At 53.6% G+C, this 13,539-nt stretch carries 16 protein-coding genes; 6 read left to right on the top strand and 10 right to left on the bottom strand.

Annotated elements, in window-relative coordinates; all coding sequences use genetic code 11:
- Nucleotide 1: 1 nt before the first annotated feature.
- Genes fliI through fliF form a run of 4 tightly spaced genes read right to left on the bottom strand, consistent with a single transcriptional unit; the run spans nucleotide 2 to nucleotide 4,764 of the window.
- Nucleotides 2-1,363 (bottom strand): flagellar protein export ATPase FliI, encoded by a 1,362-nt coding sequence (gene fliI, locus CUN67_RS11755; RefSeq protein ID WP_208715464.1) that lies wholly within the window; start codon nucleotides 1,361-1,363, stop codon nucleotides 2-4.
- Nucleotides 1,363-2,064 carry a flagellar assembly protein FliH gene (fliH, locus tag CUN67_RS11750; protein ID WP_208715463.1) on the bottom strand — a complete coding sequence of 234 codons (702 nt, stop codon included), beginning with the start codon at nucleotides 2,062-2,064 and terminating at the stop codon, nucleotides 1,363-1,365. Before fliH ends, fliI begins: the two co-directional genes overlap by 1 nt.
- The gene (gene fliG, locus CUN67_RS11745; RefSeq protein WP_208715462.1) at nucleotides 2,057-3,049 is read right to left on the bottom strand and encodes a flagellar motor switch protein FliG; all 993 of its coding nucleotides are present in this window, start codon (nucleotides 3,047-3,049) and stop codon (nucleotides 2,057-2,059) included. Before fliG ends, fliH begins: the two co-directional genes overlap by 8 nt.
- Complete coding sequence (fliF, locus tag CUN67_RS11740) at nucleotides 3,046-4,764, bottom strand: flagellar basal-body MS-ring/collar protein FliF (protein WP_208715461.1); 1,719 nt, start codon at nucleotides 4,762-4,764, stop codon at nucleotides 3,046-3,048. The genes fliG and fliF overlap by 4 nt, the downstream gene beginning before the upstream one ends.
- A 231-nt stretch (nucleotides 4,765-4,995) precedes the next feature.
- Here fliF and fliE point away from each other — a divergent pair, with 231 nt between their 5' ends.
- A complete protein-coding gene (gene fliE / locus CUN67_RS11735) occupies nucleotides 4,996-5,307 on the top strand; it encodes a flagellar hook-basal body complex protein FliE (protein ID WP_208715460.1) in 312 nt (103 codons plus the stop codon).
- A 196-nt stretch (nucleotides 5,308-5,503) separates the two neighbouring features.
- Here fliE and CUN67_RS11730 read toward each other — a convergent pair whose 3' ends face one another.
- The gene (locus CUN67_RS11730) at nucleotides 5,504-6,715 is read right to left on the bottom strand and encodes a diguanylate phosphodiesterase (RefSeq protein WP_208715459.1); all 1,212 of its coding nucleotides are present in this window, start codon (nucleotides 6,713-6,715) and stop codon (nucleotides 5,504-5,506) included.
- Between the two features lie 249 nt (nucleotides 6,716-6,964).
- Between CUN67_RS11730 and CUN67_RS11725 the strand changes: the two genes are divergently transcribed.
- Both CUN67_RS11725 and CUN67_RS11720 read left to right on the top strand, forming a co-directional pair.
- On the top strand, nucleotides 6,965-7,213 hold the full coding sequence (locus tag CUN67_RS11725; RefSeq protein WP_208715458.1) for a hypothetical protein: 249 nt from the start codon (nucleotides 6,965-6,967) through the stop codon (nucleotides 7,211-7,213).
- A 300-nt stretch (nucleotides 7,214-7,513) separates the two neighbouring features.
- Nucleotides 7,514-7,780 (top strand): hypothetical protein, encoded by a 267-nt coding sequence (locus tag CUN67_RS11720; protein ID WP_208715457.1) that lies wholly within the window; start codon nucleotides 7,514-7,516, stop codon nucleotides 7,778-7,780.
- 17 nt (nucleotides 7,781-7,797) lie between these two features.
- On the opposite strand, the gene CUN67_RS11715 is transcribed toward CUN67_RS11720, so the two are convergent.
- Nucleotides 7,798-8,037, bottom strand: a complete 240-nt coding sequence (locus CUN67_RS11715; RefSeq protein ID WP_208715456.1) for a DinI-like family protein — start codon at nucleotides 8,035-8,037, stop codon at nucleotides 7,798-7,800.
- A gap of 131 nt (nucleotides 8,038-8,168) precedes the next feature.
- Here CUN67_RS11715 and iraP point away from each other — a divergent pair, with 131 nt between their 5' ends.
- Nucleotides 8,169-8,462: an anti-adapter protein IraP gene (iraP, locus tag CUN67_RS11710; RefSeq protein WP_208715455.1), complete on the top strand. Its 294-nt coding sequence runs from the start codon at nucleotides 8,169-8,171 to the stop codon at nucleotides 8,460-8,462.
- A 187-nt stretch (nucleotides 8,463-8,649) separates the two neighbouring features.
- Here iraP and CUN67_RS11705 read toward each other — a convergent pair whose 3' ends face one another.
- On the bottom strand, nucleotides 8,650-8,973 hold the full coding sequence (locus tag CUN67_RS11705) for a DUF6388 family protein (RefSeq protein WP_208715454.1): 324 nt from the start codon (nucleotides 8,971-8,973) through the stop codon (nucleotides 8,650-8,652).
- 180 nt (nucleotides 8,974-9,153) lie between these two features.
- Here CUN67_RS11705 and yedD point away from each other — a divergent pair, with 180 nt between their 5' ends.
- A complete protein-coding gene (yedD, locus tag CUN67_RS11700; protein ID WP_208715453.1) occupies nucleotides 9,154-9,621 on the top strand; it encodes a lipoprotein YedD in 468 nt (155 codons plus the stop codon).
- A 64-nt stretch (nucleotides 9,622-9,685) separates the two neighbouring features.
- Here the strand turns inward: yedD and fliT are convergent, their stop codons facing one another.
- The 3 genes from fliT to fliD are packed head-to-tail and all read right to left on the bottom strand — an operon-like array spanning nucleotide 9,686 to nucleotide 11,893.
- Entirely contained in the window at nucleotides 9,686-10,045 is a 360-nt protein-coding gene (gene fliT / locus CUN67_RS11695; protein WP_208715452.1) for a flagella biosynthesis regulatory protein FliT, read from the bottom strand.
- The gene (fliS, locus tag CUN67_RS11690; protein ID WP_208715451.1) at nucleotides 10,045-10,452 is read right to left on the bottom strand and encodes a flagellar export chaperone FliS; all 408 of its coding nucleotides are present in this window, start codon (nucleotides 10,450-10,452) and stop codon (nucleotides 10,045-10,047) included. The genes fliT and fliS overlap by 1 nt, the downstream gene beginning before the upstream one ends.
- 10 nt (nucleotides 10,453-10,462) lie before the next feature.
- A complete protein-coding gene (gene fliD / locus CUN67_RS11685) occupies nucleotides 10,463-11,893 on the bottom strand; it encodes a flagellar filament capping protein FliD (RefSeq protein ID WP_208715450.1) in 1,431 nt (476 codons plus the stop codon).
- Between the two features lie 337 nt (nucleotides 11,894-12,230).
- Between fliD and CUN67_RS11680 the strand changes: the two genes are divergently transcribed.
- Nucleotides 12,231-13,538 (top strand): FliC/FljB family flagellin, encoded by a 1,308-nt coding sequence (locus CUN67_RS11680; protein ID WP_208715449.1) that lies wholly within the window; start codon nucleotides 12,231-12,233, stop codon nucleotides 13,536-13,538.
- The last annotated feature ends 1 nt before the right edge of the window (nucleotide 13,539 follow it).

Raw genomic sequence — 13,539 nt, 5'->3', positions numbered from 1 at the left:
GTTAACCGAACATCGCCTGTAAATGCAGGCAGGCATCGTCGTAGTCGCTGCGTTCGAAAATCCCCTGTTGCAGGAAAGCTTCCATTTGTGGATAGAGCTTGATGGCCCGATCCAGCATCGGATCGCTACCTGCGGCGTAAGCCCCGACGCTCACCAGATCGCGGTTACGCTGGAAGCTGGAGAGCAGTTGCTTAAACTGGCGCACGCGTGCGTAGTGGTTTTCATCGATCAGCGCCGTCATGGCACGGCTGATCGAGGCTTCAATATCAATGGCCGGATAGTGTCCGGCCTCTGCCAGGCGGCGCGATAACACGATATGGCCGTCAAGGATGGCACGCGCCGAATCGGCAATCGGGTCTTGCTGATCGTCACCTTCGGTCAGGACGGTATAGAACGCAGTAATCGAACCGCCGCCGTGGGTGCCATTACCGGCACGTTCCACCAGCGCAGGGAGTTTCGCGAATACCGAAGGCGGATAGCCTTTGGTGGCCGGTGGTTCACCGATAGCCAGCGCAATTTCACGCTGGGCCATGGCGTAGCGGGTGAGGGAGTCCATAATCAGCAACACGTGCTGACCACGATCGCGAAAATCTTCGGCGATACGCGTGGCATAGGCGGCACCCTGCATACGCAGCAGCGGGGAGACATCCGCCGGTGCAGCAATCACCACCGAACGGGCACGGCCTTCGGCCCCGAGAATATTTTCAATAAACTCTTTCACTTCACGGCCACGTTCACCAATCAGCCCGACGACAATCACATCGGCTTTGGTGTAACGCGCCATCATGCCGAGCAGCACGCTTTTACCCACGCCGGAACCGGCGAACAGGCCCATACGCTGGCCGCGACCGACGGTGAGCAGGGCGTTAATCGCGCGCACACCGGTATCAAGCACATCTTCGATCGGGGTACGTTGTAGCGGGTTGAAAGGGGCGGTGATCAGCGGGGCGCGATAGCCGGTTTCGGGTGAGGGCAGGCCATCCAGCGGTTTACCGCTGCCGTCGAGCACGCGGCCCAGCAGCTGCGGACCGAGCAGCAGCTGTTTGCCACTGTGGGCGTTATCGCCGCTGACGCGCGCATACACACGGGCACCGGGCAAAATCCCGTCCACCTCTTCCAGCGGCATCAGAAACAGTTTCTGGCCGTTAAAACCGACCACTTCGCTTTCCACTTCGGTAATGTTCGCGCCGTCGTGGCGTTCAATCACGCAGGTGGCACCGAGCGGCAGTTGCAGGCCAGTGGCTTCCAGCACCAGGCCGGTGGCACGGATCAGTCGACCATAACGGCGCACGGTCTGTACCTGAGAAATACGATCTTCGAAGGCGTCCAGCGCCCCGAGCCAGCGATTGAGGCGCGTCGTCATCAGAACTCTCCCGGTGCCGCCAGGCGGCACAGTTCCTGCCAGCGTGTCGCTACGCTGGCATCGAGATCGCCGTCCTCGGCACTGAGTTTACAGCCGCCGGGGTGCAGGGAACTGTCGGCCAGCAGACGCCAGCCGTGCAGATCCAGCGTCGGGCCGAGCGTCTGCTCAATACGCTGTAAATCGTCAGGATGGACGCGCAGTTGCGGCTTGCCGCTGAACATCGGTTCCTGCTGGATCAGCTGCTGGATCTGGCGCAGCAGGGCGCTGCCATCGACCGTGGTCGCCTGGCCGATCACCGTGCGCGCGGCTTCCAGTGCCAGCTGCATCAAACGCGAGGCAATCACGCTATCGAGCGATTCCAGCGTGTGCTGGAATTCGGTCACCAGTTGCTGCATGCGCGCCTGCAAAGGGGCCTGCTGCTGCTGAGCATCGGCTAATCCCTGCTGAAAACCCGCGTCATAACCATGCTGTTGTGATTCCGCATGGCCTTTCTGGTAACCCTCGCTGTAACCCTGGGTTTGTGCTTCTTTCCGCATCTGCTGTTGCAGACGCTCCAGCTGTTGCTGCTGCTCATCTTCGGGACTCAGCTCTTCGTCGCTGATGGATTCCAGCGGCAAAGGTTCCGGTTCCGTATCAAACGAACGCCCTAAATCATCAGGCTGCCAGGGCTGCCATGGACGGGCGGAAAAGGCATCAGACATAGGTTTCCTCGCCACCACCAATTACCATTTCGCCGGCTTCTGCCAGACGGCGTACCACCAGCAGGATGGCTTTCTGTTCGTTTTCCACCGCAGACATACGTACCGGGCCACGGTTGGCGAGGTCGTCGCGCAGGATGTCGGCCGCACGGGCGGACATGTTTTTGAGGAACTTCTCGCGCAGCGGCTGCTCGGCACCTTTCAGGGCAATCAGCAACTGCTCGGACTCCACTTCCTGCAACAGACGCTGGATGCTGCGGTCGTCCACTTCCACCAGGTTTTCGAACAGGAACATTTCGTCGATGATTTTCTGCGCCAGTTCGCCATCGAAATCGCGCACCGCTTCGATAACCGCTTCTTCCTGCTGAGTTTTCATCAGGTTGATAATTTCTGCTGCGGTTCTCACGCCGCCCATTTTCGCACGCTTGAGGTTGGTACCATCCAGCAGGCTGTTGAGCACTTCGGTCAGCTCTGCCAGCGCTGCTGGCTGTACCCCGCCGAAGGTGGCGATACGCAGCATCACATCGTGACGCAGACGCTCGTCGAACAGCGCCAGAATATCTGCTGCCTGGCCACGTTTGAGGTGGACCAGAATGGTGGCGATAATCTGCGGGTGTTCGTCGCGGATAAGATCCGCGGCCGCCTGCGGTTCCATAAAGTTGAGCGTTTCCATCCCGCTGGTGGTTTCACGCGTTTCGAGAATGTCCTCCAGCAGGCTGGAGGCGCGTTCCTCGCCCAGCGCCTTGACCAGCACCGTGCGCAGGTATTCATTGGAGTTGACGCTGAGCGCAGCAAACTGCTCGGCGTTCATCTCAAACTCGCGTAATACCTCGGTGAGTTGCTTGTGCGAGATCTGTTTCATGCTGGCCATTGCCGCACTCAGATGTTGCACTTCGCGCTGGTTGAGGTGTTTGAACACCTCAGACGCACGATCCTCGCCAATGGTCATCATCAGAATGGCGCTTTTTTCAGTACCGGTCAGACTCATAGTTCGTTACTCATCCATTCACGGATCACCAGCGCAACAACGCGTGGATCGTTTTCAGACATATCGCGGATGCGCTGGCTCATGACTTCCGCGCTCATGCGGTTAGTTGATTTACGCTCCTGATCCACCTCATCTTTGCTGAGCTGCACGTTGTAGGCCTGTTCTTCTTCCTGCGCAGCGGCACGGGCAGCAGCAGCGTCAGCGGCAGCCTGTTCCTGGGCACGTTTACGCAGCAGCTGCGGACGGACCAGCTTGCGGTAGAGGATGAAGGCAACCAGGGCAACCAGCAGCCAGCGACCGGCGGTCATCAGCTGATCAAAGAACGACTGCTGTTGCCAGAAGGGCAGGTCGCCACCGGCTGGCTCAGTCATGTTGAACGGTGAGTTCACCACGTTGATGCTGTCGCCACGGGTCTGCGAATAGCCCATCGCTTCACGCGTCAGGTCTTCAATCTGCTTAATCTGCTGGTCGTTAAGCGCAACGGGTTTGCCTTTATCGTCAGCACGATAGTTCACCACCACGGCAACCGACAGACGCTGCACATCACCGACATTCACTTTGGTATGACGGATGGTGCGATCCAGCTCGTAGTTGACCGTGTCATCATGACGTGAACTGCTAGGGCCACTGTTCTGCTGGGCGGTGCTGGTCGTGCTGCCATTCGCGGCGTTGTTCTGACCATTGGCATTCTGGCCGTTGGCATTGTTAGTCGGCGGATTGGTTACCGGCGCAGTATTGGCAGGTGCTGGCTGGTTGGACAGCGCACCCGGTACGCCACCCGGATAGGGACTGCCGTTTTGCTGGTTGGTACTGGTCTGGCGCGAGCGAATCGCCGAGTTATCCGGACCACCGTTCGGTTGATATTTCTCGTCAGTTTGTTCGCTGCGGTCAAAGTTGAGCTGCGCCGTCACCTGCGCGTGCACGTTGCCCTGACCAACAATCGGGTTAAGGATGGCTTCGATACGTTGCTGATAACGCGCTTCCACTTCGGAAGTAAATTTCAGCTGGGCATCGTTAAGATCGCGACCTTCGCTGTCAGAGCGGGTCAGCAGACGACCTGCCTGATCCACCACCGTGACGTTACCCGGCGGCAGACCGGGGACGCTGCTGGAGACGATATGCACGATGGCCTGGATTTGGCCTTCATCGAGCGCACGTCCCGGTTGCAGGTTCAGGGTGACTGACGCGGAAGGGGCCTTCTGCTCACGAACAAACAGCGTGGGTTTTGGCATCGCCAGATGGACGCGGGCGCTTTTGACCGGTCCGAGGGTTTCCATGGTGCGCGCCAGTTCACCTTCCAGCGCACGTTGATAGTTGACCTGTTCGCTGAACTGACTGATGCCGAACTTCTCTTTATCCATCAGTTCAAAACCGACCGATCCCCCTTTTGGCAAACCCTGCTCGGCAAGACGCAGGCGCAGTTCATGCACCTTTTCAGCTGGCACCATCAGCGCACCGCCAGTCTCTGAGAACTGGTAAGGGATGTTCATCTGGGTCAGTTGGGTAACAATTGCGCCGCCGTCCTCATCGGAAAGGTTGCTATAAAGGACGCGATAATCCGGGGTTTTAGCCCAGAGCACCAATGCAAAAACCACTGCGATAGCCGCAGCGGCAGCGATAATTAAGGGAATTCGCGGATTGGCGCGCAGGCGGGCGATAAGGTCACTGAAGCCTTTCTTTGTTGTATCCTGTGTAGCGGCTGCACTCGCATTCATGACCGATTCCTGCCTGACATAATTGACCGGGTGTGTTGTGGTGACAAAACTGACTCCCTGAAACGTCGAAAAATGAAATTCCACTCCAATGCTTTGCATTATTTTCTGAATCGCGAAATTTGATGGCTGAATAAGCCGGGTTTTTTGCAGTCATTTAGCGCCTTTGTCTTATTGACAGTGTGCTAACTTTTCCATCGTGAAAATTCGGATCAACTTCAACGAGGTAATGGCATGTCGATTCAGGCAATTGATGGTGTTCTGCAGCAGCTCCAGCTGACATCGGTGCAGGCCAGCGGTCAGCAGAGTGACGCCACGCAGCAGGTGGATTTTGCAGCCACCATGAAAGCCGCGCTGGATAAAATCAGCGAAACGCAGAACAACGCGCGCACTCAGGCGCAGGATTTTGAGATGGGTAAACCGGGCGTGGCGCTGAACGATGTGATGGTCGATTTGCAGAAATCATCGATTTCCATGCAGATGGGCATTCAGGTCAGAAACAAGCTGGTATCGGCTTACACCGACATCATGAATATGTCGGTGTAATACCCGCTCAATATTGTTATCTGGCTAATAGTAAACTTAGCAACTATTGCTAAGTTTTGCCAGGAATAATCTGAGAAGATGGTTTTGCCCCTTCAAGAGCTAAGCCATTACGAGTGCCGGAGATAAGCGCCGGGTGGGGCATTGATTTTCAGAAAGGTCACCGTTGGGTGACCTTTCTGGTCTGGTTTGATAAAACCTATTGGATCTCCGGCCAGGCCACCGCAGGAATGCCGTTCAGCTGCGGGCGGGCAAACAGGAAACCCTGGAATTTGCTGATACCGGCAGCTTCCAGCCACATCCATTCTTCCGCTTTTTCTACCCCTTCAGCAATCACTGAGATCTCCAGCGAGGAGCAGCATTTGATAATGGCATGCACGATAGCCTGCTTCGGACCGCTTTTGTGTACGTCTTTGATAATGTTGCGGTCGATTTTGATCTTATCTGGCTGAAATTTGGCCAGCAGTGACAGTCCGGCAAATCCGGCACCAAAATCATCCAGCGCCACGCTAATCCCGGCCGCTTTTAATTGCTTAATCGCGGCGGCAAATTCATCGGCTCGCGAAATGGCTTCATCCTCTGTCACCTCCACCACAATCTGCTCGGGTACCAGGCCACTGGCCCGAATTTCTGTCAGCAGATAATCCACGGCGTTTGGCACCATCACCAGCGACATCGGTAACAGATTAATCGATAGCGTCAGTTCCGGAATGGCGAACTGTTTTGCCAGCTTAAAGGCCTGGCTTTTACTCCTGAGATCGATCTCATAGGCCTGCTTGCGGCTGTAGGGAGCAAAAAACTTTTGCGGCGGGCCGCCATCGGCACTGCGAATCAACGCCTCCAGCGCCAGCACTTCGCGTGAAAAAGGGTCAATGATGGGTTGAAAGGCAAAATGGCAGCGCGTTGAGGGATCAGGGATAACGTCGACCAGCACTTTTTCTTCGTTATCAGCGATAAATTCCCAGGTGCTGGCCGGGGGAATGTCAAAATAGGTTTCTTTTTCTCTGGCTTCGACAAAAGTACGCAAAAAACGCAACGCCCGATCTTCAAAAGTGAGCTGATAACGGGATGTCCCCTTGTTCAGCACTGCCTGTAATACAGTGGCCTTATCATGCTCGCGCAGGTCGAACAACTCCATGCCGGAATTGCCAAAACGGCGTGCCGGAGCGTAGTCATGCAGCAATTCCACGAGGTTTTCATGACGCGCGTCTTTACAGATCCGTTCATAGATAGACTGCACGGCTTCGTGCGGTCCCTCCAGCAACTGGAAAAAGTGCAGACCATCAAATAACAAAATGCCCGTCACATCCGATAATTCATTCTTTTTATTGGCTTTATCAACCATGCCTTCAAGGGTTTTCACCGGAACATGGTCGCACAGATGGCTGCGATAAAGGATGGTTGAGAGCATGGCAGGTTCCACAGCATTATTTTTTGTGTGACCTACATTAACAGAGCGCTGAAGGAAAAAGACGATACGGCAGATGATTTATATTTGTAGTGGCTTGATCTCCTCCCGGCAGGCTGGAACGCGAAGACTGGCTGGCGTCAAGTCGGATTCTTTCTGTATCAGGTGGTTGCTGGGTTATCGATAAAAATATTAGATTGAAACGACAAATAAAAAGCGTAGTGTGACCTTCGTTAACGGGAGGTGAGCACAATGTTGCGTGATTATTTGAAGATTGATGATAGCGATCGCTTAGTAGAACAGAGTATGCAAAGGCTCAACAATCGCGGTCAGGAAGATATTACTGAATGGCACATTATTGGCGCGAATGGCGAACATAAAGGACGGGTGTCCTTGTTTGATAAAATATGTATTCAGCGTTCCTGGTGTGTCAGTTATCGCATTACACAGACCGATGTAAACGGAAGGGTTGTCGTCGATCACTTGACCGACGTGTTGTAATTTTTGCCGTAGTTCTTGTCTTATTTAACCCGCCGCTGTGCGGGTTTTTTACGTTGCAACTATTGGCTCGCTGACCGTGCATGACCGGTAATATTTATCCGCGCGGTGAGGCAGGGTCGGGCAGGAAAATCTTCGTTCAGTCGCTGTAATGAGCAAATTTGTTTGTCGTAACGGGGAGGCGCAGGGATATTTTATCAGCAATCAGTTCCGAATATTCCTAATGCGAACTCGCTATTTTCTACTAACTTTAATCATTCGCACGTTATTAAAACTGGCAATTTTTAGAAAAAGGAAAATAGCATGAGTGATTCAGAGGCAATCAAAACCAAAACTGACTACCTGCGTGATGTCACCTCACAGCTAAAGGAGATGCGTCATTACGCGCAAACCAATACTGAAACGCTTTCCAGTCACTGGCTGGCCTTTGATGCCGGTGAATATAAAGACAAAGAGTACGCAGGGCGATTCGATGGTTTGCTCAATAAGCAGGGTAAATTGCTGGATGATATCGATCAGGCGATTCAGGATCTGGAAATCGCCATCAATCATAGCGAGCAGGAGAGCTAAGCCGAAGGCGCTGGTGGTTAATCAGCCACCAGCCACATATCAGCTTCATCGAACATCTCTTCGATGATCCGTGCCAGGGTGGCTTTATCGTTTTTACTCATGTCGGTATCAATGGCATTACGTTCCATCGGCTTGACCCGGACCTCAAGTTCGGGAAACACCCGCTGCACACGCTTTTCCAGTTCCTGCAAAATCATTTCGCGCGCGCCGGGTAATCCCGCTACGTTGCGCTTGTCGTAAATCAGCTCCACAAACATCAGGGCATTCCATTTAATGAATCAGTGCGCCATTTTACTGTAAATAAAAACAGTATCAAGCAGCGGAAAGAGCTAAGATGAAAATATTATCGCTGGTCACGGTGTGACGTTTTTCATTCCAGGGGGTAAACATGCGGCAACTGGTAATCGATATTTTGCTCAAGATGGCAAAAATGGATGTGGAAGCCAAGGAAGTGATGGCGCAGGTGGAAGCACAATCGCTGCTGATTGCTGCACTGCTGATTCAGGCCAAACAGGATAATTCATTAACCATCAGTGATACGGTCCAGGATGCCATTGTGACGGCTTCTCGCTCATCCGAGGAGTTTTTACAATCCGATGTGGACCTGTTGCTGACGCATATTAACCGACTGCTGGCTGTCGCGCGTTACGTCGAAGTGAAGGCGATTGAGCGCGAAGAGTAGAAAAAAATTTTACCTCTGGAGGTGGAAATCCAGCAACACCTCCAGAGGCGGTGCAAAGGCACCATTCGTTCAAGGACAATCTACGACCGAAGTCGTCAGACTAAGTTATACAACTTTTCATAGATTGTACAACTTTATCCTGATCATTTTGAGCTTTCTTAGGGCCGGACTAAACCGTGCCAGAGCATCAAAGTTCGTTTTTAATGCAGAACTCTTCCCACGTCATTCCCAGCGCCGTAGCGTGTGATTTCAGGTAGGTTTCGATGGCATCTGCCGCCACCGCTTTATCTGGCTCGGCAAGCTGAATGGAAAACAGCATACCGTCGAGGTTCTTCTGGCGGAGAAATGCAGCGTAGATACGCTCAGCGTGCCACTGACGCAGGGCGGTTAATGTCATGCTCGCCTGCTGTGCATCCTGCTCTGTCAGTTCATCCAGTGCTGACTGGAAATCAGGGTGGGCGGCAAAAAACATGTCGCGTGCCTGGGCATAATACTGTTCTGGTGTTTTCATGCGGGGTTCCTGCTAATCGACTCGGCGCGTAGTGTAACGTGCATCAGTCAGGTTGTCGCCCGAGCCGGGTCATATGAGGTAAAACGCGCGTGATGCGAGCAACCAACGTGCAGACAGCTTGCGAAACTCACTGGAAAAATTATAACGTAGCCGCCATTGAAGCGAGTGTAGGGATCGAAGATGAAAAAGTGGATGGTACTGGCGGCACTGGCCCTGACCGGTTGTGCGCAAATCAACAACTATGAAGCCGCAGTGCAAACCCCGCCTCCGGCAGAATTACAGGGTTACTGGCAAACTGTGGGGCCACAGAGCAAGCTGGTCAGTGACCAGGCGATGGCCAGCCTGATTATCGGTGCTAAGGGTGATACGCTGGATTGCCGTCAATGGCAGCGCGTGATTGCCAAGCCGGGCAAGCTGACTCGCTTTGATGATCAGTGGGTCAACGTGACGCGTCTGGTACGGGTGATGCCATTGCAGTTGCAAAATGGTGAACTGCGCTACGATGGTTTGCGTATGCGTAAAGTGGATCGCCCGACAGTGGAATGCCAGCAGGCATTACAGGAAGTGGCGGCACGTCCCAATGAAGCGGTGATTCAGAATATCGAGCCGGAAATTTTGCGGCCGACGCAGAGCGTTGCTCAGCAGTAGCAGACAGGAAAAAAGACGCAGCGGCGGAAAAGTGATTTTCGCTGCCGCTGCGTGAGGGTAAAACTCAGACCGATTCGCGCGGTACCAGCACGCTGCCCTGCTTGCCATAGGCACCCATCACTGACTTCTGGCGCGACGTTTGCCCCACCAGCTGTGACAGTTCATCCATACGGGTCTGCAACAAACGTTTGACTTCACTCTCGTTGTCGAGGATATGGCGCAATACCGGGCGCAACTGCTCCTGGGTTTGCAGCGAAGGTGCCGCATCCTGCGTCGATCGGGCTAACTGTTGCACCGCACTGACATAATCCATCTCCTTTGTAATCAATTCATCCCATTCGCCGTCTGCGGCAAGACGCAGCATTCCCTGGCTGAGATCGAGTAACTGTTGATAAATGGCAATCAGATGCGGTGCGATAGTCATTAAACGGCGTCCTGAAGGTGTTGAGGTTGAGCGACTTCTTTCCAGGCATCAGCAATATTACGCAGAAGGCCTTCAACTTCTTCGATGGCTTCCACGTCATTTCGCAGATTGGCCTGTAACAGACGGCGTACCATATAGGCATACAGCCCTAACAGGTTCTCGGTGAGTTCATCACCGTTGCTGTCTGCCAGACCCTGTTTGAGTCCGTTTTCGATAATGTTGATCGCATGAGAGAGCGAGCGGCCTTTGCCCTCCATATTACCGTCCTGTAAAAACAGGCGGGCGCGAACCAGCGCGCTGAGCGCGCCGTCAAACAGCATCACCACCAGCTGCTGCTGGCTGGCGCTCATGACGGCGCTTTCAACGCCGATTTTGGCATAGGCTTGAGTGCCATTTGCGCTATACATGAATCACTCCTTATGAGGATGAGCTACTGCTGGAGCTGCTGGACGACGTGTCGAACTGCTGCGACAGATAGCTACTGGTGCTATTCAGCGAACTCATCAGAACGTCAAGGGCAGTAAACTGCGTTTTATACCGGGCGATCAGGTTATCGATACGCGTACTCATGTCGTTGTACTGATCGGTCAAATCATTCAGCGTCTTACTGACGCCATCGGTCGCCGCCTGCACAATGCCGGTGGTAGAGAGCCAGTTGGTCAGGTTGGTGGCGATAGTGGTGGTGATACCGGTGGTGGTACCGTCGCCGACGATCATCTCTTTCACGCCATCAGCATCGCTTTCCAGTGCGGTGGAGAGTTTGTCGGAATCCAGCTCCAGCTGGCCTGATGTCGGATCGGTGGTGATACCAATCTGCGCCAGGGTTTTATAGGTGGACGAACTCTGCGCATTGGTCAGCATGCTTTTCAGCTGGGTCTGAATGGTACGCAGGGTGCTGTCACCGAGCAGTGCACCGTTGCTGGAATCCTGTGAGTCTGATCCCACATCCACCGCAGTATATTTGGTCAGCGTGTCGAACTGCGTCAGCAGGGCGTTATAGGCACTCACCCAGCTGGTAATCGCGTTGTCGGCTTTCGAGGAATCTTTGGTGATGGCCAGCGTCTGGTTGCCGGTGGTGGTGTCATTCAGCTTCAGCGTAATACCTTCCAGCGCGTCGCTGATGGTGTTGCTGCTGTTCTCAATTTCAACGTTGTTCACCGTCAGTTTGGCGTTTTGCGCCGTGACGCTTTCCGTCATGGCGTTGCTGCTGGCAGTGGAGTCATAACCCACAATACCCTGCAAGGTATCATCGCCGGTGACCGTGATGCTGCTGACGGCGTTGTCGCTGCCGGTTTCCGTCGAGGTCAGTGACAGACGGTAGCTGCTATCGCCGGTTTTAATAATGGTGGCGGTGACACCGGCATCGGCGCTGTTGATCGCATCACGCATTCCCGTCAGCGAAGTCTGATCGCTGGTCAGGGTGATGTCTTTGCTGGTGCCATCAACCAGTTTAATGGTCATGGTACGGCTGCTGGCAGAACTATCGCCCAGCGCGGTGCTGTTGCTGGTTTGTGTGGCAGAGGTCAGAGTCTGTGCCTGTGCCAGCTGTGACACGCTGATCGTGTAGTTGCCCGCTACCGTGCTACCTGAGGTTGTTGCACTGAATGCAGAGGAGGTGCTGGTAGCCGTCGTTGCCGTGAACAGGTCGGCGCTGTTTAACGCGGTATTCGCGGTCTGGAATGTTGTCAGAGCACTTTTCAGCGTGCCATAGGCGCTCAGTTTTGCGGTATATGCCGTCTGCTGATCTGAAATCGGCGTTAATGACGCTTTCTCGGCGGTTTCCAGACTATCCAGAATGGTACTTAAATCGAGGCCTGAACCGACACCCAGGGTAGAGATACTTGCCATGTTGTTTCCTTTTTATGTCGACACGGAGAGTGAATACCCGGGTTATCGGCTTGGGATGGGCAAAGTTTAAAATTATTTACCTGCGAGTAATAAAGCGAATAGCGCATATAGAGAAGGGTATTTCTGACGCTAGAAAAGTGATCATTCAGCACTAAAGAAGTGCAAGACCTGGGCGATAAAGATAAGCGTGACAGGCTGAAGTGAAAAATTTTTGCCTGGTACTAAAAAAAATCTAAAGGTTGTTTAAGGGCAGACGATAACAACTTTGACGGCGCTGAAGCCGGCGGGTTGAAGCCCACACCTTAACCGAAAGACTTGATTAACAGGAATATTTATCATGGCCCAAGTCATTAATACCAACAGCCTCTCGCTGATCACTCAGAACAACATCAACAAGAACCAGTCTGCTCTGTCTACTTCTATCGAGCGTCTGTCTTCTGGTCTTCGTATTAACAGCGCTAAAGATGACGCAGCGGGCCAGGCGATTGCCAACCGCTTCACTTCTAACATCAACGGCCTGACTCAGGCAGCGCGTAACGCCAACGACGGTATCTCTGCTGCGCAGACAACTGAAGGCGCACTGTCTGAAATCAACAACAACTTACAGCGTATCCGTGAACTGACTGTACAGGCTCAGAACGGTACTAACTCTGATTCTGACCTGTCTTCAATCCAGGACGAAATCAAATCACGTCTCGACGAAATTGACCGTGTGTCTGGCCAGACCACCTTCAACGGCGTGAACGTGCTGTCTAAAAACGGTTCAATGAGCATCCAGGTTGGCTCAAACGATGGCGAAACTATCGACATCAACCTGCAGCAGATTGACTCTTCAACTCTGGGTCTGAGCGGCTTCTCCGTCTCTAAAAACTCTCTGGATGTGACTGATTCTATTACTCAGGTTGCTGATACCGGCACCGGCGTAATGACTGACATCGACCTGACTGACGTGGCAAGCAAACTGGGCGTGAGCAGCGGTACTCTGTCTCTGCACCAGATCTCTGGCACCAGCGAATACGTGGTACAGTCTGGCAGCGATTACTACTCTGTATCTGTTGATACTGACGGTACTTCTGGCAACAACGCCGGTAAAGTTGAACTGAACACCGTTGACGTTTCTTATGATGACGCAGCGAATGGTCTGTCGAGCGGCAGCCCGGCCACCGTAAGTGGTCAGCTGATTAAAGTGGGTACCGACAGCAGCGGTAACGTGACTGCTTACACCACTCTGCAGGACAAAAACTACGCGGTAAGCGGTACCGTGCTGGCGAACAGCAATAACGCCGCTCAATCAACCAGCGGTACTATGGCCATTCACCTGAGCACCAGCGGTGCCACCACCGCGACTGCTGAATTCGCTGGTGCATCTACTGCTGACCCGCTGGCTCTGCTGGACAAAGCGATTTCTCAGGTTGACACCTATCGTTCAAGCCTGGGTGCGGTGCAGAACCGTCTGGACTCTGCTATCACTAACCTGAATAACACCACGACCAACCTGTCAGAAGCGCAGTCCCGTATCCAGGATGCGGACTACGCGACAGAAGTGTCGAACATGTCTAAAGCACAGATCATCCAGCAGGCAGGTAACTCCGTGTTGGCGAAAGCTAACCAGGTTCCGCAGCAGGTTCTGTCTCTGCTGCAGTAAG

It is taken from the genome of Pantoea cypripedii (assembly GCF_011395035.1).
In the GTDB taxonomy this organism is placed as follows: domain Bacteria; phylum Pseudomonadota; class Gammaproteobacteria; order Enterobacterales; family Enterobacteriaceae; genus Pantoea; species Pantoea cypripedii_A.
The sequence above is the reverse complement of the archived record's forward strand: the minus strand, read 5'-3'. Positions and strand labels throughout refer to the sequence as shown.